This is a genomic window from Frigoribacterium sp. AC759 (genome assembly GCF_979256015.1).
Genome location: NZ_CEEDMT010000003.1, coordinates 175,073 through 197,492 on the forward strand (window position 1 = coordinate 175,073; position 22,420 = coordinate 197,492).

Below are 22,420 nucleotides of genomic sequence, written 5' to 3' on the forward strand. Positions count from 1 at the left end.
CAGCCGAGGGGCGCTCCGCGACGGGGCCGCCCCAGAGCTCAGCCGGTCGTGACCTGCTGCCCGTAGAGCTCCGCGTACACGCCGCCCAGGGCGACCAGTTCGTCGTGCGTGCCCCGCTCGACCACGCGCCCGGCGTCGACGACGAAGATCACGTCGGCGGCCCGCACGGTCGAGAGCCGATGCGCGATGGCGATCGTGGTGCGGCCGCGGGCGGCGGTGTCGAGCGCCTCCTGCACGACGCGCTCCGAGACCGTGTCGAGCGCGCTGGTCGCCTCGTCGAGCACGAGCACCGCAGGGTCCTTCAAGAGCACCCGGGCGATGGCGATGCGCTGCTTCTCGCCGCCCGACAGCCGATAGCCGCGCTCGCCGACGACCGTGTCGTAGCCCTCGGGGAACGACGCCACGGTGTCGTGGATGTTCGCCCGCCGGGCCGCGTCGACGATCTGCTCGTCGGTGGCGTCGGGCCGGGCGTACCGGAGGTTGTCGGCGATGGTCGCGTGGAAGAGGTACGTCTCCTGGCTGACGATGCCGATGTGCTCGACGAGGGACTCCTGGCGCAGCTCGCGGACGTCCGTCCCGGCGAACCGCACCGCGCCTCCGGAGACCTCGTAGAACCGCGGGATCAGATACGACACCGTCGTCTTGCCGGCCCCGCTCGGTCCGACGAACGCGGCGAACTGACCCGGCGCGATGTCGAACGAGACCCCGTCGAGGGTCCGCTGGCCGGGCTCGGCGTCGGGGTACGAGAACGACACGTCGTCGAACTCGACCCGGCCGAGACGCGACTCGTCGACGGTGCGCGCCGAGGGGTCGTCGTCGATCGCCGGGTGCAGGTCGAGGTACTCGAAGATGCGCGCGAAGAGCGCGCCGGACGTCTGCAGGTCGAGGGCGACCCGCAGCAGCCCCATGAGGGGGAACGTCAACCGCGCCTGCACCGTCGTGAAGGCGACGATCGTGCCCGCCGTCACCGGCACGTCGCGGAGGATCAGCCAGGCCGCCACGAGGTAGATGACCGCGGGGATCACCGACAGGAAGATCTGCACGACCGCGAAGAACCACTGCCCGCTCATCTGCTGGCGCACCTGCAGACCGATCTGGGTCCGGTTCTCGGCCGAGTAGCGCTCGATCTCGGCCCTCTGCTGGTTGAAGCTCTTCGCCAGCAGGATCCCGCTGACGCTGAGCGCCTCCTGCGTGATGGCGGTCATGTCGCTCAGCGACTCCTGCGTCTGCGTGGCGATGCGCGCCCGCACCTGGCCGACCCGGCGCTGGGCGACCACCAGCAGAGGGAGCAGGATCACCGTCACGACGGTCATCTGCCAGCTGAGCACGAGCATCGAGACGAAGGCCGCGATGACGGTGACGGTGTTGCCGAGCACGCTCGAGATCGTGTTGCTGAGGACGTTCGCGACTCCGCCGACGTCGTTCTGCAGCCGCGACTGGATGACACCGGTCTTGGTGCGGGTGAAGAACGCCAGCTCCATGTTCTGCAGGTGACCGAACAGCCGGATCCGCAGCGCCCCCATCACCTTGTTGCCGACCGTCGCGGTCAGGAAGGTCTGCCAGACGCCGATGCCCGCCGAAAGAACCCAGAGTCCGATCATCGCTCCGACGAGCTCGAGCAGCACCGGCACGTCCGGGCCACCGCTCGGGAACAGCCCGCGGTCGAAGGCCTGCTTCGTGAGCAGGGGCGGCAGCACGCTGATCGCGGCCCCGATGAACACGAGCACGACGGTGACGACCAGAGCCCGCTTGTGCGGCCCGAACAGCCCGCGGATGCGTCGCAGCAGATGCGGCACCCGGGGGGCCTCGGCGTTGGCCGCCTTCTGCGCCCGGGCGTCGCCGCTCGAGACGCGACCGGGGCGCGTCCCGCCGCCGCGCATCCCGCCGCCCGAGGCGACGGAGTCCATCCTGCTCATCCGCCAACGGTACGCCGAAGACCATCGGGGTACACGTTCGGCCCCCATTTCAGGGCGCTTACGACCAATTGATCGATGGAGCGGAGATGTCACCTTAGTATGAGCGCGACGGATGGACGACCACCATCCCGACGCCGTAGTCCTCGTACCCGACCGAGGAACCCCGATGCGGCAGAGGTTAGGACCCGTGAACACGCCTGACGATACGGCCGCCGACTACCCGAGCGCCGAGATGCAGCCCGCCGACCACCGGGCTGCCCTCGACGCGATCGAACGCGCCTGGACGAGCATCGCGCCCCTGCAGGGGGCCCGACTGCGCGAAGCCATCCGTTCGACGCCCGAAGACGAGTGGCGGGGCCGCCCGCGCATCCTGCTGGCCCTCGCCGCCAGCCACCGCTCCGTCGGCTCGCGCTCGCGCAGCGCCGCGCTGCCCTGGTTCCGAGGGGTCGCCAAGGCCATCGACGCCGATCCGACGATGTCGCTGGAGGTGCGGGCCGGCTACCACATCCATCTCGCCGCCGCGCTGCGGTCGCTCGGCAACCTCGTCGTCGCCCACGAGCACCTCGAGGTGGCTCGCACCCTGATCGAGAACGACACGACCGAGTCCATCAGCACGCGCATCTCGCTCAGCGCCTCGTTCTCGCTGCAGCTCGGACTGATCCGCGTCCACTACGGCGAGTACGACCAGGCCCAGTTCGCCCTCGGCCTCGCCGGCGGCCTCGCCGTCGAGCACCTGAGCCTCGCCGAACGCGTCGAGTGCCTCTCGGCCCTGGCGTACGTCGCGATGCTGCTGGGCGACTTCCGCCTCGCCGACGAGCACCTCGAGGCGGCCGAGGCGCTGGCCGAGGGCACAGAGCTGATGTCGAGCGTCTTCGCCGCGCTCGCGCAGATCACCCGGCTGCAGCTCGCGCTCGAACGCGGCGAGCCCGGCGTCGCCGCCCCCGTCGAGTCCGTCCGGCTCGCCACCCGCGGCAGCGACTGGGAGGCGCACGGCTGGTTCGCCGAGGCCCACGCCTGCCTCGTCGAGCGCCGCTACATCGAGGTGCTGGACCTGCTGGCCCGGATCACCCGGCTGGTCGACGCCTTCACCGGCACGTCGACGCTGCCGGCCGCCATCGCGTCGCTGCGGTCCGAGACGATGCGCTGCCTCGGTCAGCCGCAGGAGGCGCGGCGTCTCGCGGCACCGCTCGTCCCGACCCCGAGACACATCCAGTGCCCGGCCCGCGTGCTCGCGCTCGTGCACCTCGCGGCCGGCGAACCGGAGGCCGCGCTCGACGCCCTCGAGCCCTGCCTGGTGCTCGGCGACCTCCACAGCGACCGCACGATGCCGCACGTCCACGCGATCGTCGCCGCCGCGCACCTGGCCCTCGGCGAGACGGCCCGGGCCGACATCGCGTTCGACCGGTCGCTCCTGGCCGCCGGGCGCAACGAGTCGGTGTGGATGTTCTCGACCCTCGGGGACGACGTGCTGCGGCACCTGCTCGAGCGGGCCTCGCACCGCGAGCAGTCGCAGCCGATCCGGGCGAGCCTGGAGCGCCTCCTCGGCTCGTCGGTCGACGCGACACCTCGCCTCGACGAGCCCCTCAGCGACCGCGAGCTCGTGATCGTGCGCCACCTGGCCACCGGGCAGACGCTCGGCCAGATCGGCAGTCAGCTGTTCATCTCGGTCAACACCGTCAAGAGCCATGTGCGGAGCATCTACCGGAAGCTCCAGGCGTCGTCCCGTCGCGAGGCGATGACGAGGGTCCGCGAGCTCGGTCTGCACATCGACGACTGACCTTCCCCCTCGGAGGGCGCGGAGGGCGTGATGCGACGCCGAGGGCGCTGCGGGTGCCTGGTAGCCTCTCGCGGTGCCCAGAGACACCGCCTCGCCCTCCGCCCGCCTCTCGCTCGCCGCCCAGCTGCGGCAGCGCAAGCCCCTCGAGGCGTTCGCCGCCGAGAGCGACGCGAGCGCCGCGAGCGCCGCGGCGGCCACGGACTCCGCAGGTCGTCCGCGTCTCCGGAGGTCGCTCGGCGTGTGGCACCTGACCGCGATCAGCATCGGGGCGACGCTCGGCACCGGGATCCTCGTCGTGCTCGGCACGGCCGTGCCCCTCGCCGGGCCCGCCGTCTGGATCGCCTTCGTGCTCGCGGGCGTCGCGGCCCTGCTGTCGGCGCTGTCGTACGCCGAGATGGCCGGCAGCGTGCCCGTCTCGGGGTCGAGCTACAGCTACGCCTACGCGACGCTCGGCGAGGGCCTCGCCTGGGTCTGCGGCTGGTGCCTCGTGCTCGAGTACGCCGTGTCGGTCGCCGCGGTGGCGGTCGGCGCCGGTCAGTACGTGAACGAGGCCCTCGGCGTGTTCGGCCTCGCACTCCCCGACGCGATCGCCGAGCCCCCGGGCGCCGGCGGGGTCGTCAACCTGCCCGCGGCCCTGCTCGTCATCGTCGCGATGCTCGTGCTCGTGCCGGGCGCCCGCGAGGGGGCCTGGGTCAACACCGTGCTCGTGGTCGTCAAGATCGGGCTGCTGGTGTTCTTCGTGGCGGTCGCCTTCACGGCCTTCAGCGCGGGCAACTTCGAACCCCTCGCCCCGATGGGCGCCGCAGGCGTCTCGGCCGCGGCGTCGCGGTTGTTCTTCTCGTACATCGGCTTCGACGCGGCGTCGACGGCCGGCGAGGAGGCGCGCGACCCGAAGAGGGACCTCCCGCGGGCGATCATCGCCTCGATCGTGATCATCACCGTGCTGTACATCCTCGTCGCGGTGGCCGCCATCGGCGCCCGCCCGTGGGAGACCTTCACCGACGGCGAGGCGTCGCTCGTCGCGATCGTGGCCGAGATCACCGGTCAGCCGTGGGTCGCGTTCGTGTTCGCCGTCGCCGCCGTGCTGGCCATCGCGAGCGTCGTCCTCACCGTGCTCTACGGCCAGACCCGCATCTTCGTGTCGATGTCGCGCGACGGACTCGTGCCGAGGGTGCTCGGTCGCATCTCGCCCCGCACGCAGACGCCCGTCGCCGGCACGCTGATCGTCGGCGGCGCGGTCGCCCTCGCGGCGGCGCTGGTGCCCCTCGGCGCCCTCGCCGACGCCACGAGCATCGGCACACTGTTCGCCTTCGCCCTCGTCAACGTCTCGGTGATCTGGCTGCGCCGCAACCGGCCCGAGCTCGACCGGACCTTCCGTGTGCCGCTCTACCCGGTCGTCCCGGTGCTCGGCTGCGCCTTCTGCGTGCTGCTGATGGTGACGCTCGGCTGGATCACCTGGCTCGCGTTCGGCGTCTGGATGCTCGTCGGCGCGGCGGTGTACCTCGGGTACGGTCGCCGGCACTCGGTGCTCGCCCGCGCCTCCTGACGGCCCGTTCCGCTTCGGAGGGTCGCCGTCACTCGGTGCTCGCGTGCGTTTTCCGAGGGCACGGTCCGGTTCGGCGGGTCGCCGTCATCGGCGGCGGGTCAGCGCTGACCCGCCACGGATGACGGGAACCCGCCGAAGCCCCTGCCACGCTCGCACGCACGCTCGCACGGGCACGTGCACGGGGCACGACGGCGAAAGGCGCCACCCCGGAGGGTGACGCCTTTCGCGTGAAGCGGTGAAGCGGAATTACTTGAGGGTGACGGTGGCGCCGGCAGCCTCGAGCTGGCCCTTGGCCTTCTCGGCGGCTTCCTTCGAAGCACCCTCGAGGACGGTGCTGGGGGCACCGTCGACGACGGCCTTGGCCTCGCCGAGACCGAGGCTCGTGAGCGCACGGACCTCCTTGATGACCTGGATCTTCTTGTCGCCAGCAGCCTCGAGCACGACGTCGAAGGCGCTCTGCTCTTCGACCTCTTCAGCGGCGGCGGCGGGGCCGGCGGCACCGGCGGCGGCCACGGGGGCAGCAGCGGTGACCTCGAAGACCTCTTCGAACTTCTTCACGAAGTCGCTGAGCTCGATGAGCGTGAGCTCCTTGAAGGCCTCGATCAGTTCGTCCTGCGTGAGCTTCGCCATGGTGTTCTCCTTATGGGTTTTCTAAAGTGTGGGTTGGTACGACAGCTGTTCAGCTGTCGCTTTCCTGCTTGGCACGCAGCGCCTCGACCGTGCGAACGGCCTGCGACAGCGGTGCCTGGAACAGGTAGGCAGCACCGAACAGCGAAGCCTTGAAGGCGCCGGCCAGTTTGCCCAGCAGCACCTCTCGGGATTCGAGATCGGCGAGCTGCTTGACCTCGTCTGCCGTGAGCGGGTTACCGTCGAAGTAACCGTTCTTCACGATCAGAGCGGGGTGTGCCTTGGCGAAGTCACGCAGGCTCTTGGCGACGGCGACAGGGTCTCCGTGCACGAAGGCGATCGCAGAAGGTCCGACGAGTTCGTCGTCGAACGAGCTGATTCCGGCGTTGTTCGCCGCGATCTTGCTGAGCGTGTTCTTCACCACGGCGTACGTCGCGTCTGCACTGATGGACTTGCGGAGCTCTTTCAGCTCGGCAACAGTGAGACCGCGGTACTCGGTGAGCAGAACGGCGGTCGAGTCACGGAAGTTCTCCGTGAGCTCGGCGACCGATGCTTCCTTGTTCGCCATGGCTCTCCTAAAACGTGGGTGTGCCGGTAGCCCCCCGGCCTCGAACGCTGCACGCCTCAGGTCTGAGATCAGAGGACTGATCTCGGGTCTGAGGTGTTCAGCACAAAGAAAAAAGCTCCGGCGCAAGCGCACGGAGCTGGATCTCTTCGAGAAGAGGAACGACTTCACACACCTGCGCTGGTCGCTCTCTCTCGAGAACCTTCGGCATCCGTCTGCGAGCAGGCGAACACGACCGGCGGTCTTGGGCTGTGAACAGAGTAGACGCAGGAGGCGCGATCACGCAAGTCGCGCCTCCTGCGTCGGCGTCAGCTCGCGTCGAGCCGAGCGGCGGCCGTCGCGGGGAACGGCAGTCGGATGGTGAAGGCGGCCCCGGCCGGCGAGCTGTCGACGTCGACCCGACCGCCGTGCGCCTGCACCACGGCCTGCACGATCGCCAGGCCGAGACCGGTCGAGCCGGCTTTGCGCGACCGCGAGCTGTCGGCCCGGGCGAACCGCTCGAACAGCACGGGCAGCACCCCGGGGTCGATGCCCGGGCCCTCGTCGGCGACCCGGACGACGGCGGCGCCCGGCTCGACCGAGAGCGTCACGTGCACGCGGGTGCCGTCGGGCGTGTGGGTGCGGGCGTTCGTCAGCAGGTTGGCGACGATCTGGTGCAGCCGCATGCCGTCGCCCGAGACGACCACGGGTTCGTCGGGCACGTCGACGTCGACGTCGTGCGACGGTCCGGCCACATGCGCGTCGTTCACGGCGTCGAGCACGATGCGGGTCAGGTCGACGTCGGCGAGCACGAGGTCGCGCCCCTCGTCGAGTCGGGCCAGCAGCAGGAGGTCCTCCACGAGCGAGGTCATCCGCAGCGCCTCGGACTCGATCCGCCCCATGGCGTAGACGACGTCGTCGGGCAGATCGGTGTTCATGCGACGGGTGAGCTCTGCGTAGCCGCGCACGGAGGCGAGCGGGGTGCGGAGCTCGTGCGAGGCGTCGGCGACGAACTGCCGCACCTTGTTCTCGGACTGCTGCCGCGCCTCCAGCGCTCCGGCGACGTGGCCGAGCATGCGGTTCAGCGACGCGCCGACGCGACCCACCTCGGTGCGGGTGTCGGTGTCCTGCTCGTCGACGCGCTCGGCGAGCGCCACCTCGCCGCGGTCCAGCGGCAGCTCGGCGACCCGGAGGGCCGTGTCGGACATCCGCTGCAGCGGCCGCAGCGCCGAACGGACCACGGCGAAGGCGATGGCGATCGCGACCGCGAGACCGACGATCGTCACGGCGGCGATGGCGACGACCATGACGGTGATGGTGCGGTCGACGCTGCTGGTGGGCAGACCGACGACGAGATAGGCCGGCGTCGAGCTCGACAGGAGGGTGCCCCGCAGGGCCTCGACCCGGTACGACCCGAGATCGCCGCCGAGGTCGACCGTCATCGCCGGCGTCCGCCCGTCGCCGTCGACGGGGCTCTCGACGACGGCGGCCAGCGAGTCGCCCGACGCACCTAGGTCGACGGTCTCGAGGTCGCCCCCGTCGGTGATGCGGTAGGCGGCCCGCACCACTCCGTCGACGACCACGGCGGTCACCGTGCCGGGAGCCTGACGCGGTCCGTTGAGCTCGTCGCCGTCGGGCGAGAGGGAGGGCGCGGACGCGCCGCCCTGAGAAGCCGCCCGCGTGGTCGCCCCGGCGAGCTCGCCGTCGAGCTGGTCCATCAGCGACACCCGCAGCACGAGCACGCTGAGCGAGCCGATCACGACGGTCAGCAGCACGACGAGCGCCACGATGCTGAGGATCAGACGCTGCCGCAGGGTGAGGGGGCCGGCGACACCGGGCATGCTCCGCCCGAGGCGCCGCCAGGAATTCCGGAGGCGCGACCCGGCCGGAGCGGGCAGGGGTCGACTCACGAGACGGGCTTGATCACGTAACCCACGCCGCGCACGGTGTGGATCATGGCCTCCTCGCCGGCGTCGATCTTCTTGCGGAGGTACGAGATGTAGATCTCGACGACGCTCGACTTGCCGCCGAAGTCGTAGCTCCAGACCCGGTCGAGGATCTGCGCCTTGCTCAGCACCCGACGCGGGTTCCGCATCAGGAACCGGAGCAGCTCGAACTCGGTCGCCGTCAGCTCGATCTCGCGATCGCCTCGGTGCACCTCGTAGCTCTCCTCGTCGAGCACGAGGTCGCCCACCGTGATGCGCGAGTCGGCGCTCTCGCTGAGCGCGGACGCCGAACGGCGGATCAGCCCGCGGAGCCGAGCCACGACCTCCTCGAGGGAGAACGGCTTGGTGACGTAGTCGTCGCCCCCGGCGGTGAGCCCCTGCACGCGGTCCTCGACGGCGTCCTTCGCGGTGAGGAACAGGATCGGGGTGTCGTCGCCGCCCTGACGGAGGCGGCCGAGCACCTGGAGACCGTCGATGTCGGGCAGCATCCAGTCGAGCACCATCGCGTCGGGCTTGAACTCGCGGGCGAGCGTCAGCGCGCTCTGCCCGTCGGAGGCGGCCTTGACGTCCCACCCCTCGTACCGGAGCGCCATCGAGAGCAGGTCGGTGAGGCTGTTCTCGTCGTCGACGACGAGAACTCGGAGAGGCGATCCGTCGGCCCGGGTGAGTCTCGGGGCGGCTGCGGTGGCGGGGGGCGTCGTGGTCACATTCTCCAGTATCGGGAGATTCCTATGAGCGGACTGTGCAGCGCCGATGGACGAGCCGTGACGTCGCTCAGGCGAGGGGGTAGTCGGCGCAGGCGAAACGGGACGAGTCGGGCGACCAGCCGGGCACGTTCACCGTGCCCTGGCCGCCGAACAGCGCGAGGACGTCGTGCGGCGTCGCCCCCGGCTCGGGCAGGCCGTCGCCGCCGAGCGGGAGTTTGCGCAGCACGACGTCGCGGTTCTCGGGGTGACCGAGCGTCCCCGGCTCGAACGAGACGTAGAGCAGAGTGCAGCCGTCGGGCGACACGTGCGGGAACCAGTTCACCCGCTCGTCGTGCGTCACCTGCACCGCCCCCGCGCCGTCGAGACCCGTGCGGAACAGCTGAGCGTGACCGGCGACTCCCCCGGAGGCGCGCTCCGAGTTGAACCACAGCCGGGCGCCGTCGGGAGCGAACTCGGCCCCGTCGTCGGGGTGCTCGTCGTCCGTGACCGGGGTGGCCGCGCCGTCGGACACCGCGACCAGGGCGACGTTCGTGCGCCAGTCGACCCGCGCCTCCTCGGCTCCGGGGTCGGCGACCGGCGCCGGCAGGGCGCCCACGATCACGCTGAGCGTGCCGCCGTCGGGCGAGACCCCGTGCAGGTAGTTCTTGTGGTTGCGCCCCTCGGGGTGCGGACGCGTGACGCGGCGGGCCGACTCCCCCGCGGGTACGCCCTCCCACGGGATCTCGTAGACGTGCCCGTCACGGGCGCTGACGAAGACGACCGACCCGTCGGGCGCGATCACGTGGTCGTTGTTGATCTCGGGCACGTCGCCCATCGGCACGGCCTCGAGCGCGGTCTCGTCGACGGCGCGGGCGTCGACCGGCAGGCGCCAGAGCAGACCGTCGCCGTTGACGACCAGCCAGCGGCCGTCCGGGCTCCAGTTGGGTGCCTCGACCAGCAGGGTGCGGCTCTCGAAGACGGTCTCGGTCGCCCCGGTCGCGGGGTCGACGATCAGCACGCGGCAGCGCTGGCCGGGGAGGAGGGTGCGGGGCATGTCGAGGTCTCTCGGGCTACTGGTTCGAGAAGGCGGAGTCGAAGGAGGCGGTGGGCCGCTTCCAGAGGAGCGAGCGGATGTGCGCGAGCGCCTCGGGAGCGCCGTGCAGGCGGTCCATGCCCGCGTCCTCCCACTCGATCGAGATGGGGCCGTCGTAGCCGATGGAGTCGAGGGCGCGGAAGGCGTCCTCCCAGTTCATGTCGCCGTGACCGGTGGAGACGAAGTCCCAGCCGCGCCGCGGGTCGCCCCAGGGCAGGTGCGAGCCGAGCACGCCCGACCGACCCGACGGCGGCTTGATCCGGGTGTCCTTGCAGTCGACGTGGTAGATCCGGTCGGCGAAGTCGGTGATGAAGCCCACGGTGTCGACGCCCTGCCAGAGCATGTGCGAAGGGTCCCAGTTGAAGCCGAACGCCTGACGGTGCTCGATGGCCTCGAGGGTGCGGACGCTCGTCCAGTGGTCGTAGGCGATCTCGCTGGGGTGCACCTCGTGCGCGAACCGGACCCCCTCGGCGTCGAAGACGTCGAGGATGGGGTTCCAGCGGTCGGCGAAGTCCTGGTAGCCGGCGTCGATCACCGAGGCGGGCACCGGGGGGAACATCGCCACGTAGGGCCAGATCTTCGAGCCGGTGAAGCCGACGACGGTGTCGACCCCCATCTTGCGGGCGACGCGCGCGGCGCGCTTCATATCTTCGGCGGCGCGCTGCCGCACGCCCTCGGGGTCGCCGTCGCCCCAGGTCGAGGGGCGGACGATGGCCTGGTGTCGGAAGTCGATCGGATCGTCGCACACGGCCTGCCCGGTGAGGTGGTTCGAGATCGCCCAGACCTTCAACCCGTGACGGTCGAGCACCTCCAGTCGCGACCGCAGGTAGGCGTCGTCGACGTCCGCTCGCTCGAGGTCGAGGTGGTCGCCCGATGCGGCGATCTCGAGCCCGTCGTACCCCCAGCCGGCCGCGAGCGCGGCGACCTCCTCGAAGGGCAGGTCGGCCCACTGGCCGGTGAACAGGGTGACGGGGCGGGAGTTCTCGGTCATGGGTCCTTCTCGTTCGGGGCGGTCGTCGGTCTCGGCGCAGGTGCGGTCGCCCTGCTCAGGGCACGTCGACCCAGGTGCGGCCGGCCGCCGAGTCGAGCACGGCCTCGGTGACCCGTGCGGCCCGCAGGCCGTCGGCGAAGGTGGGCAGCCCCTCGGGCGCGCCGCCGCGGACGGCGTCGTGGGCGTCGCGGACGAACGCCGCGAAGGCGTCGACGTACCCCATCGGGTGGCCGGCCGGCACGGTCGAGAGCCGTGCGGCGTCGGGCGAGAGGATCGACGCGTCGCGCGGCACCAGGCGTGCGCCCGAGCGGCGGCCGACCCAGAGGGTCTCGGGCTCCTCCTGCGAGAACTCGAGGCTCTCGGCGGTGCCCGACACGTCGAGCAGGAGGCGGTTCTTCCGACCCGGGGCGACCTGCGAGACGAAGAGGGTCCCGATCGCTCCGCCGAGGGTCTCGAAGACCACCGCGGCCTCGTCCTCCGTGTCGACGCGGGTGCCGCCCCGGCTGTCGTGCGCACGGTTGGTGGTCGACGTCAGCCGCGCCAGCCGATCGCCGATCACGAACTCGAGCAGATCGACCAGGTGGCTGCCGATGTCGGCGAACGCACGCGACGGCCCGCCGGCCGCCGAGTCGACCCGCCAGTCGACGTCGCCGCTGTCGAGCAGCCAGTCCTGGAGGTACGAGCCCCGCACGCTGAGCACCCGACCGGCCTCGCCCGCCGCGACCCGGGCCCTGGCCTCGCGCACCATCGGGTGGTAGCGGTAGACGAACGGGACGGCGCCGACGAGTCCGCCCGCGGCGGCGGCCTCGACCAGAGCCGTCGCCTCGGCGGCCGAGGTCGCCAACGGCTTCTCGCAGATGACGTGCTTGCCCGCCGCGAGCGCCGCGAGCGCCACCGGGGCGTGCGTCGCGTTCGGCGAGCAGACGTGGACCACGTCGACCCGCGGGTCGCGCACGAGGTCGTCGACCGTCTCGTGCGCGGTGTCCACGCCGAGAACGCCGGCCGCGCGGCCGGCGCTCGAGGCGCTGGACGAGGCGAGGGCGACCACTCGGGCACCGGCCGCCCGTGCCGCGCCGACGTGGACGCGGGCCATGAAGCCCCCGCCCACGATGCCGACACGGAGCGGTTCGACCGGAGCCGCGCCTCCGGCGGTCTCCCCCTGGAGGGCGAGACCGACCGCCGCGACCTCGCCCGGAGGGGTCACTTCACGGCCCCCGACGAGAGCCCGGTGATCAAGTGTCTCTGCACGAGCATGAAGCCTATGAGAACCGGCAGCGACACCACGACCGAGGCCGCCATGAGCTGGTTCCAGTAGACGTCCTGCTGCGACGCGTAGGCCCGGAGTCCGATCGACAGGGTGCGGGTGTCCTTGCTGGTCAGCACCGAGGCGAAGAGCACCTCGCCCCAGGCGGTGATGAAGGCGTACACGGCGACGGCGATGATGCCGGGCTTCGCGACCGGGATGATCACGCGGAACAGGGCGCCGAGGCGACCCGTGCCGTCGATCATCGAGGCCTCTTCCAGCTCTTTCGGGATGGACGCGAAGTATCCGGTCAGCATCCAGATCGAGAACGGCAGCGAGAAGGTCATGTACGTGATGATCAGCCCGAGGTAGCTGCCCGTCAGCTGCACCCCGACCGTGCGCTGGATCTGCACGAAGATGAGGAACAGCGGCAGGAGGAACAGGATGCCGGGGAACATCTGCGTCGACAGGACGACCAGGCTGAAGCTGCGCTGGCCGCGGAACCTCATGCGGGCCAGGGCGTAGGCGGCCAGCACGGCCATCGACACCGACAGGATCGTCGCCGACACCGTGACGATCAGGCTGTTCTTGAAGTACGTCGCCAGGGGCACCGTCTGCCAGATCTGCACGTACGGCTCGAGCGTCACCCGCGAGGGGATCCAGGTGAACAGCCCCTGCACGTCGGCGAGCGGTTTGATCGAGGTCGTGAGCACCACGTAGAGCGGGATGACCACGACCAGCGACAGGAACGCCAGCCCGAAGAAGCGGAAGATCTTGAAGCCGCGGGTCTCAATCATTGTCGTTCTGTCCCTTCGGGAGCACCATGCGGATGTAGAACGCCGAGGCGATCAGCAGGACCACCAGGAGCATGACGCTCATGGCACCGCCGAGACCGAAGTTCCAGTTGTTGAACGACTGCTGGTAGATCAGCGGCGAGATCAACGTCGCCTGCTCGGGCGACGCTGGGCCGAAGAGCACGTACGGCACGTTGAACTGGTTGAAGATCCAGAGGCTCATGATCAGCAGCAGCACCGCGTTCGCGGGCTTGACCATCGGCAGCGTGATCTGCGTGAACTGCTTCCAGAGGCTCGCGCCGTCGAGGCTGGCGGCCTCGTAGACGTCGCCCGGGATGTTCTGCAGCGCGGCCAGCAGCATCAGGAACGCGAACGGCCAGAACTGCCATGCGGTGACGATGACGATGGCCCAGAACGAGTTGCCGCCGAGCAGCCAGAAGGGGCGGTCCTGCAGGATCCCGAGGTCGTCGACCAGGAACCGGTTGATGGCGCCGTCGCGCTGGTTGAACATGAACGCCCAGGCGATCGTGCCGACGTACGAGGGCAGCGCGTAGGGCACCAGGAAGAGCGTGCGGAGCACTCCGCGGCCCTTGAACGAGCTGGTCAGCAGCACCGCTCCGAGCATGCCCATGCTCCAGGCGATCGCGACGACGATCACGGTGAAGAGCAGCGTCCGCCCGAGCGCCCCGTAGAGCTGCGTGGCGATCGGCGAGCTCGGGTCGAGCGCGGTGACGAAGTTCTGCAGCCCCACGAAGGGGGCGTTGACCCAGTTCGCGATGCTCAGCTGGTTGAGGGTGATGAAGGCGATCCAGATGCCGAGCACCATCGGGACGATGTGGACGAGCAGCTCGGCCAGGGCGGCCGGCGTGACCAGGAGGTACGCCAGGGGTGAGCGGTGCCTCTTGCGTTTCGCGGGCTCGATCGGAGCCAGCTGATGCGGATCGGGCGGCGTGTCCTTCTCGGACGTCGCGGGGGGCAGGACGTTGACGGTCATGAGGGTCCTCTCGGGGCCTCGGCCGGGGCGGCCGGTCGTCGATCGACCGGCCGCCCCGACCTGCAGCGGTGGGACGGGCTACTGACCCGAGCTCATCTGGCTGTTCGCGTCCTCGAGGGCCGACTTCACGTCGTCCTCGCTGACGGAACCGCCCTGGGCAGCGGTGGCGAGGAGTCCCTTGACGGCGGTGCCGACCAGGGTCTCCATCTGTCCCTCCGAGGGGAAGAGGGGCATCGGCTGGGCGTGGTCGGCGAGCGTGACCTGCTTCAGCTTGATGGTCTCCGACTGGAACGCCGGGTCGTCGTACGCGCTGGTGACGACGGGCAGCGAGCTGAACGACTGGTTCAGGTAGACCTGCTCCTCGTCGCTCGTGAGGTGCTTGACGAAGTCGATCGCCGCATCCTTGTTGTCCGAGTTCTCGAAGACGCTGACGTTGATGCCGGCGACGTGACTCTGCGTGCCGAGCAGACCCGTCGCGTCGGCGCTCTCCATCGGCACCGGTGCCGCGGCGTAGTCCGTGAAGTCACGGGCGGCGAGGTTCGCGTCGGGCGCCTGGTCGAAGAACATCGCGGCCTGACCGTCGGCGAAGGTCGCCGCCATGTCGGAGCCGTTGACGCTCTCGGCGTCGGAGGGCGAGACGACCTTGTCGACGGCCATGAGGTCGACCCACTGCTTGACGCCCGCGACGACGCCGTCGTTCGCGAAGTCGGGCTCGCCGCTGTCGTCGTAGAGGGCCCCGCCGTTCTGCAGACCCCGGACGAACGCCTGGTGCGAGTTGTTCGAGATGCTCGAGCCCGCCATGGTCACGCCCCACTGGTCGATCTCGCCGTCGCCGTCGGTGTCGATCGTCAGCTTCTTGGCGTCCTCGACGAACTCGTCCCACGTGGCGGGCGGGTCGGTGATGCCGGCCGCCTCGAACATGGCCGTGTTGTAATACAGCGAGTACGAGAGACCGTAGAGCGGCACCGACGTCGGAGCCTGCCCCTCGGCGCCACCGGTCGCGAAGCTGGACTGCACGAAGCGGTCCTGCCCGCCGACGGCCTCGAGCGGGTCGCCCTCCCACGGGACGAACGCTCCGCTCGACTGCAGCGACACCGCCCACGTGTTGCCGATGTTCAGCACGTCGGGACCCTCGCCGCTCGACACGGCGGTGAGGATGCGGTTGTAGAGGTCGGACCACGGGATGACCTCGAGCTCGACCTCGACCCCGGTCTCCTCGGTGTAGCGGTCGATGGACTCCTGGAGGATCTCCGCGTCCTTCTCGACCGTGGGGGCCTGGTTGCTGGCCCAGTACGTGATCGTCTTGCTGTCGCCGTCGCCGCCTGAGGCGGAGCAGGCGGTCATCGACCCTGCGGCCACGACTCCTACGGCCAGTGCTGCGATCCAACGGGTCTTGTTCGTCATGACTTCTCCTGGTGTCTCATCTTCGAGATTTCTCTTCTTCGAGTAGGGAAGGTGCTGGTGGTGCTGTGCGTCTCTGGTGCTGTGTCTCTGGTGCTGTGCGTCGGTGGTGCGGTCTGTGGGGTGGGGCGGGGGTGCTGCGGCCCGGGGCCCCGGGTGCCGGTCTCGTCGTCGAGGGGCGCCCGGGGCCGGGCGTCGGTGGCGGTTCAGCCGAGGGTCGCGACCGAAGGGTCCCAGTCCTCCGGCAGCTCGGGTGTCGGTTCGAGGGTCGAGTCGACGACGACGCCCTCGTGGCGATCGGCCGACTCGGCGAGCGAGACCATGACGTCGAGCACGTGGAACGCGAGCTCGCCGGGCACCCGCTCGCGCCGACCGCCGCGGATGGCCTGCGCCAGCTCGGCGACGCCGGTGCCGCGGGTGAAGGTCGATCCGCTCGACGGCACGACCGTCGGCTCGTCGGCGCCGGTGTGCACGAGCGTGTCGCCCTCGAACTCGTTCGGGTCGGGGAACACGGCCGTGCCCTCGGTGCCGGCGATCTCGACGAAGCCCGCACGGGCCAGCTTCGAGTCGAAGCTGAAGACCGCCTGCGCGCTCGCGCCGCTCTCGAACTCGAGCAGCGCGCTGATGTGCGTCGGCACCTCGACGGGGAACACCGTCCCCGCCTTGGGGCCCGAGCCGATCGTGCGGGTGTCGCGCGCCTTCGACGACGTCGCCGTGACCTTCGCGACCGGGCCGAAGACCTGCACGAGCGTCGTGAGGTAGTACGGCCCGACGTCGAACATCGGCCCGGCGCCGTAGGCGAACAGGAACTCGGGGCTCGGGTGCCACGACTCGGGGCCGGGCACCTGGAACAGCGCCAGCCCGGTGAGAGGCGTGCCGATGTCGCCGCGGCGGACGACGCGGAGACCCGTCTGGAGCCCGGCGCCGAGGAACGTGTCGGGGGCCACGGCCACCCGCACGCCGGCCTCCTTCGCCGCGGCGAGCAGTCGCGCCCCGCTCTCGCGGTCGAGCGCGTAGGGCTTCTCGCCCCAGACGTGCTTGCCGGCTGCCACGGCCTTGAGGGCCACCTCGACGTGAGCGGCCGGGATGGTCAGGTTGACGACGATCTCGACGTCGTCGACGGCGAGCAGGTCGTCGACCAAACCGCTGGCCTGGACGCCCCACTTCTCGGCCTGCGCCGCGGCGCGCGCCTCGTCGATGTCGGCGATGAACAGCACCTTCAGATCGGGGAACCGCGTCAGGTTGCCGAGGTACTGGTCGCTGATGACGCCGGCGCCGATGACGCCGACTCCGACGGGTCCGGTCTTCGCCTCGGCGGAGGGGGCCCCCGAGGAGGCGGTGGTCGCGGAGGCCGTGGTCGTGTCGGTCATGCGCGCACCCCGTCCAGGAACGAGTGGCTCTGCTCGAGCGCCGTGAAGACGTCGCCGTTGTGGTCGTCGAGCTCGACGACGGCGAGCGCCTGCGGTGCGGCGCGCAGGATGTCGCGGACGGGCATCGTGCCCCGGCCGACGGCGACCTGCTCGGTGTCGTCCTTCGTCCTCGGACCGTCCTTGATGTGCAGGAACCGCACGCGGTCGCCCAGGCGGGCGAGCAGCTCTGCGGCGTCCACGCCCCCGACCTCCACCCAGTAGGTGTCGATCTCGAGCACGACGTCGGCGGGCAGCGCCGCCGCGAAGACCTCGAGGGCCGGGGTGCCGTCGATGAGGTTCTCGAGCTCGAACGCGTGGTTGTGGTACCCCACGGTGAGACCGTGCGCACGCGCCGCCTCGGCGACCTCGCCCAGCTCGGCGGCGACGGCCTCGACGTCTTCGCGGGTGATCCAGCGCGTCTCGTCGATGTGCGGGTCGATGACCGTCGAGACGCCCAGGCGCACCGCGGCCTCGAAGATCGGCTGGAGGTCCTGTCCGACGAGCTTGGCGTGGGCGCTCGGCGCGGTGAGGCCGGCGGCCGGGAGGGCCTCCGCGTACTCGTCGACCCGTTCGACGAACCCCCACGGCTCGACCTGCGTGTAGCCGATGTCGGCGAGGCGCTGGAGGGTGCCGGGCAGGTCCGCCGCGATGGCGTCCCTGACGGTGTAGAGCTGGACCGAGATCGGTGATGTCACCTGATGGACTCCTCTTCGAGTGGTGGCGGCACCGACGGAACCACCCCCGTTCGGGAGTCGATCGCCGGTGATCGAGACTCACCATAGGACCGCTTCTGTCGACGCGCAAGCAAAAGTCGTCGTGAATCGACGAGCTTGTCTCGATCGTCATCTCCGCCTGTGCTTTACTGCTCACATGTCCGACACGACCCGGTCGTCGGCGCTGGGGAGCGCCGGCGCGAGCGAGCTCTTCCAGCTGCTCCGCGACGGTCGGCCGCGGACTCGCGCCGAGCTCGCGACCATGACGGGGCTGGCCCGCTCGACGATCGGCCTGCGACTCGACGCGCTCATCGAGCTCGGTCTCGTCGGCCCCTTCGCCGACGCGGTCTCCACGGGGGGTCGCCCGCCGTCGCGGGTCGCCCTCGTCCCGTCGGCCAGGGTGGTGCTCGGCGCCGACTTCGGGGCGGGGCATCTGAACGTCGCCCTGACGGATCTGATGGGCGACGAGCTCGCCGTGCTGCGCACCGAGATCGACATCGCCGACGGCCCGGTGGCGGGGTTGACGGCCCTCCTCACCGCGGCCGACACGCTCCTCTCGGGCTTCAGCCGCAGTCGGGACGACCTGATCGGCGTGGGCATCGGCCTGCCCGGCCCCGTCCAGTTCGGCACGGGCCGCCCCGTGAACCCGCCGATCATGCCCGGCTGGGACGGCTTCGACGTGCCCGGCTGGATGCGGCGTCACCTCGACGTGCCCGTGCTCGTCGACAACGACGTCAACATCATGGCCCTCGGCGAGCGCGGTCACGCGTTCCCCGACACCGACCACTTCCTCTTCGTCAAGGTCGCCACCGGCATCGGCTCGGGCATCATCTCGGGCGGTCGCCTGCAGCGCGGCGCGCAGGGGATCGCCGGTGACATCGGGCACGTGCAGATCCCCCGCGGCGCGGGCATCGCCTGCCACTGCGGCAACGTGGGCTGCCTCGAGGCCGTCGCCTCGGGGCCCGCCATCGCCCGCGCGCTGCGCGCCTCGGGCCGCGACGTGGCCGGCGGTCGCGAGGTCATCGATCTCGTCCGTCGAGGCGACATCGAGGCGATCCAGGCCGTCCGGCAGGCCGGTCGCGATCTCGGCGAGGTCCTTACCGCCTGCGTCAACGTCATCAACCCGTCGGTCATCGCCATCGGCGGCTCGATGGCCCAGGCGGGCGAGCACCTCATCGCCGGGGTGCGCGAGATCGTGTACACGCGGTCGATGCCCCTCGCCACCGAGCACCTCAGCATCGTGCAGTCCCGATCGGGCGACCGGGCGGCGATGATCGGGGCGAGCATGCTCGCGATCCACCACGCCCTCTCCCCCGCCGCCATCGACGAGCTCGCCGCCGCGGTCTGACCGCACGAGGCAGGCGCCCGCTCCGAGCGACACGCCCCGACTCCGGCCGACTCCGGCCGACACGGTCTCCGCCGGTTCGATCGAGCCGCCTCGACGAGCGACAATGGAGGCATGACCGTCGTCCAGCCCATGCTCTCCCTGTGGGACGACGACGAGACCGAGCCCGCGCCTCCTCGGCGACTCCGCCTCCCCGCCCACGAGACCCGCGTGCTGGCCGACTCGACCGACCGCATCGCCTGGCTCCGTGCCCGCAGCCAGGGCATCACGGCCACGGACGTAGCCCGCCTGTCGAGCGCGAAGGCCGTGCAGGCGGTCGTGCTCGACAAGATGTACGGCAACGGCTTCGGCGGCAACGCCTACACCGATCACGGTCGTGCGCGCGAGCCCGAGATCGCCCGCTGGGTGCTGCGCGAGCACGGCATCGAGCCCAGCTCGAAGCTGTTCCACGCCGCCGACCAGCGCCGACACCTCGCGACCCCCGACGGTGTCGCCGTCCGGCCCGACGGCCGGGTCGAGCTCTGCGAGATCAAGACGACCAAGAAGGCGTGGACGAGCATCCCGCGCACGTACCTGCGTCAGGTGTTCTGGCAGCAGTACGTGCTCGGCGCCGAGCGCACCCTCGTCGTCTGGGAGCAGCACCTCGACTTCGTGCCCGTCGACGAGGTGCCCCTCAGCCGCTGGGTCGACCGCGACGACGACGAGATCCACCGCCTCGTCACGCTCGCCGACCACGTGCTCGACACCCTCGCGCGGCAGGCGCCCGTCGACCCCTTCGCGCTCGGTCGCCGCGCGTACGAGCCCCCGCCCTACGACCCGCTGCGCTGACTCCGCGGCCGGGCCGCGCGTTGCTGCTCCGCTCGCCCCGTCGAGACTTCTCCGAGCAGTGACACCGTCGAAACACGTCCGACTCACGGTCGCCCTTTACTGGGGAGGACCCGCGAAGGCCGGCCGTGCACCTGACGTGCACCGCGCCCAGGGGTCCGAGGGAGAGCGATGACGACGACGATGGCGACGACGATGCGCGCGATGGTGATCGACGAGACGGGCGGTGCCGATCGGATCGTCGCCCGAGACGTCCCCCGGCCCCGACGGATCGGCAGCGAGGTGCTGATCGAGGTCGTGGCGGCCGGGGTCAACCGCTGCGACGAGGAGGCGCGCGAGGGTCTCGGGGACGGCGTCGCCCCCACCGCGTTCCCCGTCGTACCCGGGCGCGACTTCAGCGGGGTCGTCGTCGAGACGCCGTACGCGGCCCATCCCCTCCGGGTCGGCGACGCCGTCTACGGCATGACCGCGTTCCCCCGAGGAGGCGGCAGCTACGCCCCCTACGTCAGCGTGCCCGCGCAGTCGGTCACCCGCAAACCCCCCGCGCTCTCGCATGTCGAGGCGGCGGGTGTGCCGCTCGCGGCCCTGACCGCCTGGGGCCTCGTCGTCGACCTCGCCAAGGCCCACGAGGGCCAGCGCATCCTCGTCCACGCGGGCGCGGGCGGGGTCGGGCACTTCGCCGTGCAGTTCGCCTCGTACTTCGGGGCGCACGTCGTGGCGACGGGTTCGAGTCGGAACTCGGGCTGGCTCCGCGAACTCGGAGCGGCCGAGGTCGTCGACTACTCCGTCTCGGAGTTCGACCGCACGGTGCGGGACATCGACGTCGTGGTCGACCTCCTCGACGACGTCGACGTCGCCAGACGATCGCTCCCGGTTCTCCGACCGGGCGGGCTGCTCGTGCACGCGTCGCCGTCGACCTGGCCCGCCGTCGCCGAGCTGGCGACCGAGGCGGGCGTCCGCTCGACGGGCTTCGCGGTGACCCCCGACGCGGCGACCCTGGCCGTCGTCACGCGCCTCCTCGACTCGGGCGACGTCCGGGTGTACATCGACGACGTCTACGACCTCGCTGACGCGGCGGACGCCCAGCGGAGGCTCGCCCAGGGGCACACCCGCGGCAAGCTGGTGCTGCGCGTCGGCGACGAGTGACCCTGCTGCCGGCCGCGTTTCAGACGGCGCACTCGAGCACGAGGTCGTCGTGCTCGCGACCGCCCACGACGAAGCGCCTCGCACCCACGGTCTCGAAGCCCCGCCCGGCGTAGAACGCCTGAGCGCGCACGTTCTCGCCGTTGACGCCGAGCCAGACGGACTCGGCGCCATCGGTGGCGGCAGCCTCGAAGACCGCGGCCATCATGCGCGCCGCCACGCCCTGCCCGTGCCGGTCGGGCATCACGTAGAACTTGCTCAGCTCGACCGTGGGCCGGGCCGTCACGGCTGACGCGACGTCGGCGTCGGACGGCTCGCCCTCGATCAGCATCGCGTAGCCGACGACATCGTCGATCTCCTCGTCGACGGCGACGAGGAGGGTCCGCGCGGGGTCGTCCAGGTACTCGGCGAACCGCTCGGCGCTGAGGGTGGTGGTGACGAACCGGGCGATCTCGACGAGGGGCGTGCCGGGTGGGCAGGCGAGAGGGAACGTGACGGCTGCGACGTGCGCGAGCGGTCGGACGTCGGGGGCGGCGGCGAGGCGGATGGAGACGGTCACCCGGCCATCGTGCCAGGGGACGACGAAGGCCGCCCCGCTCGAGAGCGGGACGGCCTGTCGTGACGATCGGTGTGATCGAGGCTGAAGCCTAGAAGACGTTGATGTCGAGGGGGATGCCGGGACCGAAGGTGGTCGACAGCGTGCCCTTGGTGATGTACCGGCCCTTCGACGACGACGGCTTGAGGCGGACGACCTCGTCGAGCGCGGCGTCGAGGTTGGTGTTCAGCTGCTCTTCCGAGAAGCCGGCCTTGCCGATGACGAAGTGCACGTTGGAGTGCTTGTCGACACGGAACTCGATCTTTCCGCCCTTGATGTCGTTCACGGCCTGGGCCACGTTCGGCGTCACGGTGCCGGTCTTCGGGTTGGGCATCAGACCGCGCGGGCCGAGGACCTTACCGAGACGACCGACCTTGCCCATGAGCTCGGGGGTCGAGACCGCGGAGTCGAACGACGTGTAACCGCCGGCGACCTTCTCGATGAGCTCGTCGCCACCGACCTCGTCGGCGCCGGCGGCGAGAGCCGCCTCGGCTGCCGCACCGGTCGCGAAGACGATGACGCGGGCGGTCTTACCCGTGCCGTGCGGCAGGATGACCGTGCCACGGACCATCTGGTCCGCCTTGCGGGGGTCGACGCCGAGCTTGAGCGCGACCTCGACGGTCGAGTCGAACTTCTTCGAACCGGTCTCGCGAGCGACGGCGACGGCCTCGCTGGTGCTGTAGAACTTGCCTGCCTCGATCTTCTCGGCAGCGGCGCGGTACGCCTTGGACTTCTGAGCCATGCGGAAATCTCCTGATTTCGAGAGTGTGGTTACGAGCCTGGCCGGCTCTCCCACGGATGTCTGGGGTGGTGGGGTGCCCGGGGGCGAGTG

Annotated in this window: 20 protein-coding genes; 5 read left to right on the plus strand and 15 right to left on the minus strand. The window is 70.7% G+C overall.

What is annotated here, in order from left to right; translation table 11 throughout:
• Positions 1 to 38: 38 nt before the first annotated feature.
• Positions 39 to 1,907 carry an ABC transporter ATP-binding protein gene (locus tag ACZ6JE_RS05285; RefSeq protein WP_192059256.1) on the minus strand — a complete coding sequence of 623 codons (1,869 nt, stop codon included), beginning with the start codon at positions 1,905 to 1,907 and terminating at the stop codon, positions 39 to 41.
• Positions 1,908 to 2,103: 196 nt separating this feature from the next.
• Here ACZ6JE_RS05285 and ACZ6JE_RS05290 point away from each other — a divergent pair, with 196 nt between their 5' ends.
• On the plus strand, positions 2,104 to 3,693 hold the full coding sequence (locus ACZ6JE_RS05290; RefSeq protein ID WP_320477848.1) for a LuxR C-terminal-related transcriptional regulator: 1,590 nt from the start codon (positions 2,104 to 2,106) through the stop codon (positions 3,691 to 3,693).
• Between the two features lie 238 nt (positions 3,694 to 3,931).
• Entirely contained in the window at positions 3,932 to 5,239 is a 1,308-nt protein-coding gene (locus ACZ6JE_RS05295; protein WP_464318417.1) for an APC family permease, read from the plus strand.
• Positions 5,240 to 5,485: 246 nt separating this feature from the next.
• On the opposite strand, the gene rplL is transcribed toward ACZ6JE_RS05295, so the two are convergent.
• From rplL to ACZ6JE_RS05355, 12 genes are all read right to left on the minus strand, one after another.
• A complete protein-coding gene (rplL, locus tag ACZ6JE_RS05300) occupies positions 5,486 to 5,869 on the minus strand; it encodes a 50S ribosomal protein L7/L12 (protein WP_192058750.1) in 384 nt (127 codons plus the stop codon).
• A 49-nt stretch (positions 5,870 to 5,918) separates the two neighbouring features.
• On the minus strand, positions 5,919 to 6,434 hold the full coding sequence (gene rplJ, locus ACZ6JE_RS05305) for a 50S ribosomal protein L10 (RefSeq protein ID WP_192058752.1): 516 nt from the start codon (positions 6,432 to 6,434) through the stop codon (positions 5,919 to 5,921).
• Positions 6,435 to 6,739: 305 nt separating this feature from the next.
• Positions 6,740 to 8,320, minus strand: coding sequence for a sensor histidine kinase (locus tag ACZ6JE_RS05310; protein ID WP_464318371.1), 1,581 nt, complete (start codon positions 8,318 to 8,320; stop codon positions 6,740 to 6,742).
• Complete coding sequence (locus tag ACZ6JE_RS05315) at positions 8,317 to 9,075, minus strand: response regulator transcription factor (protein WP_374231395.1); 759 nt, start codon at positions 9,073 to 9,075, stop codon at positions 8,317 to 8,319. The genes ACZ6JE_RS05310 and ACZ6JE_RS05315 overlap by 4 nt, the downstream gene beginning before the upstream one ends.
• A 55-nt stretch (positions 9,076 to 9,130) precedes the next feature.
• A complete protein-coding gene (locus tag ACZ6JE_RS05320; RefSeq protein WP_464318372.1) occupies positions 9,131 to 10,096 on the minus strand; it encodes a TolB family protein in 966 nt (321 codons plus the stop codon).
• A gap of 16 nt (positions 10,097 to 10,112) precedes the next feature.
• The gene (locus ACZ6JE_RS05325; protein WP_464318373.1) at positions 10,113 to 11,126 is read right to left on the minus strand and encodes a sugar phosphate isomerase/epimerase family protein; all 1,014 of its coding nucleotides are present in this window, start codon (positions 11,124 to 11,126) and stop codon (positions 10,113 to 10,115) included.
• Between the two features lie 55 nt (positions 11,127 to 11,181).
• On the minus strand, positions 11,182 to 12,330 hold the full coding sequence (locus ACZ6JE_RS05330) for a Gfo/Idh/MocA family protein (protein ID WP_464318374.1): 1,149 nt from the start codon (positions 12,328 to 12,330) through the stop codon (positions 11,182 to 11,184).
• The gene (locus tag ACZ6JE_RS05335) at positions 12,327 to 13,166 is read right to left on the minus strand and encodes a carbohydrate ABC transporter permease (RefSeq protein WP_192058758.1); all 840 of its coding nucleotides are present in this window, start codon (positions 13,164 to 13,166) and stop codon (positions 12,327 to 12,329) included. Before ACZ6JE_RS05335 ends, ACZ6JE_RS05330 begins: the two co-directional genes overlap by 4 nt.
• Entirely contained in the window at positions 13,159 to 14,157 is a 999-nt protein-coding gene (locus tag ACZ6JE_RS05340) for a carbohydrate ABC transporter permease (protein WP_192058760.1), read from the minus strand. The genes ACZ6JE_RS05335 and ACZ6JE_RS05340 overlap by 8 nt, the downstream gene beginning before the upstream one ends.
• A gap of 78 nt (positions 14,158 to 14,235) precedes the next feature.
• Entirely contained in the window at positions 14,236 to 15,561 is a 1,326-nt protein-coding gene (locus ACZ6JE_RS05345; RefSeq protein WP_464318375.1) for an ABC transporter substrate-binding protein, read from the minus strand.
• Positions 15,562 to 15,764: 203 nt separating this feature from the next.
• The gene (locus tag ACZ6JE_RS05350; RefSeq protein ID WP_464318376.1) at positions 15,765 to 16,928 is read right to left on the minus strand and encodes a Gfo/Idh/MocA family protein; all 1,164 of its coding nucleotides are present in this window, start codon (positions 16,926 to 16,928) and stop codon (positions 15,765 to 15,767) included.
• Positions 16,925 to 17,662: a sugar phosphate isomerase/epimerase family protein gene (locus tag ACZ6JE_RS05355; protein WP_464318377.1), complete on the minus strand. Its 738-nt coding sequence runs from the start codon at positions 17,660 to 17,662 to the stop codon at positions 16,925 to 16,927. The genes ACZ6JE_RS05350 and ACZ6JE_RS05355 overlap by 4 nt, the downstream gene beginning before the upstream one ends.
• Before the next feature lie 175 nt (positions 17,663 to 17,837).
• Here ACZ6JE_RS05355 and ACZ6JE_RS05360 point away from each other — a divergent pair, with 175 nt between their 5' ends.
• The 3 genes from ACZ6JE_RS05360 to ACZ6JE_RS05370 all read left to right on the plus strand — a co-directional run bounded on the left by ACZ6JE_RS05360 (position 17,838) and on the right by ACZ6JE_RS05370 (position 20,996).
• Positions 17,838 to 19,028, plus strand: a complete 1,191-nt coding sequence (locus tag ACZ6JE_RS05360) for an ROK family transcriptional regulator (RefSeq protein ID WP_243214572.1) — start codon at positions 17,838 to 17,840, stop codon at positions 19,026 to 19,028.
• Positions 19,029 to 19,139: 111 nt separating this feature from the next.
• Positions 19,140 to 19,853: a YqaJ viral recombinase family protein gene (locus ACZ6JE_RS05365; RefSeq protein WP_243214574.1), complete on the plus strand. Its 714-nt coding sequence runs from the start codon at positions 19,140 to 19,142 to the stop codon at positions 19,851 to 19,853.
• Positions 19,854 to 20,021: 168 nt separating this feature from the next.
• Entirely contained in the window at positions 20,022 to 20,996 is a 975-nt protein-coding gene (locus ACZ6JE_RS05370) for an NADP-dependent oxidoreductase (protein WP_243214575.1), read from the plus strand.
• 19 nt (positions 20,997 to 21,015) lie between these two features.
• Here ACZ6JE_RS05370 and ACZ6JE_RS05375 read toward each other — a convergent pair whose 3' ends face one another.
• Together ACZ6JE_RS05375 and rplA are read right to left on the minus strand one after the other, a co-directional pair.
• A complete protein-coding gene (locus ACZ6JE_RS05375; protein WP_464318378.1) occupies positions 21,016 to 21,552 on the minus strand; it encodes an N-acetyltransferase family protein in 537 nt (178 codons plus the stop codon).
• An 88-nt stretch (positions 21,553 to 21,640) separates the two neighbouring features.
• A complete protein-coding gene (rplA, locus tag ACZ6JE_RS05380; protein WP_055795799.1) occupies positions 21,641 to 22,330 on the minus strand; it encodes a 50S ribosomal protein L1 in 690 nt (229 codons plus the stop codon).
• Positions 22,331 to 22,420: the final 90 nt, after the last annotated feature.

Coding starts and splice junctions, on each gene's coding strand:
- ACZ6JE_RS05340 (WP_192058760.1), bottom strand. CDS start 14,157: ATGACCGTCAACGTCCTGCCCCCCGCGACGTCCGAGAAGGACACGCCG.
- ACZ6JE_RS05325 (WP_464318373.1), bottom strand. CDS start 11,126: ATGACCGAGAACTCCCGCCCCGTCACCCTGTTCACCGGCCAGTGGGCC.
- rplA (WP_055795799.1), bottom strand. CDS start 22,330: ATGGCTCAGAAGTCCAAGGCGTACCGCGCCGCTGCCGAGAAGATCGAG.
- ACZ6JE_RS05370 (WP_243214575.1), top strand. CDS start 20,022: ATGACGACGACGATGGCGACGACGATGCGCGCGATGGTGATCGACGAG.
- ACZ6JE_RS05285 (WP_192059256.1), bottom strand. CDS start 1,907: ATGGACTCCGTCGCCTCGGGCGGCGGGATGCGCGGCGGCGGGACGCGC.
- ACZ6JE_RS05350 (WP_464318376.1), bottom strand. CDS start 16,928: ATGACCGACACGACCACGGCCTCCGCGACCACCGCCTCCTCGGGGGCC.
- rplJ (WP_192058752.1), bottom strand. CDS start 6,434: ATGGCGAACAAGGAAGCATCGGTCGCCGAGCTCACGGAGAACTTCCGT.
- ACZ6JE_RS05320 (WP_464318372.1), bottom strand. CDS start 10,096: ATGCCCCGCACCCTCCTCCCCGGCCAGCGCTGCCGCGTGCTGATCGTC.
- rplL (WP_192058750.1), bottom strand. CDS start 5,869: ATGGCGAAGCTCACGCAGGACGAACTGATCGAGGCCTTCAAGGAGCTC.
- ACZ6JE_RS05345 (WP_464318375.1), bottom strand. CDS start 15,561: ATGACGAACAAGACCCGTTGGATCGCAGCACTGGCCGTAGGAGTCGTG.
- ACZ6JE_RS05365 (WP_243214574.1), top strand. CDS start 19,140: ATGACCGTCGTCCAGCCCATGCTCTCCCTGTGGGACGACGACGAGACC.
- ACZ6JE_RS05360 (WP_243214572.1), top strand. CDS start 17,838: ATGTCCGACACGACCCGGTCGTCGGCGCTGGGGAGCGCCGGCGCGAGC.
- ACZ6JE_RS05335 (WP_192058758.1), bottom strand. CDS start 13,166: ATGATTGAGACCCGCGGCTTCAAGATCTTCCGCTTCTTCGGGCTGGCG.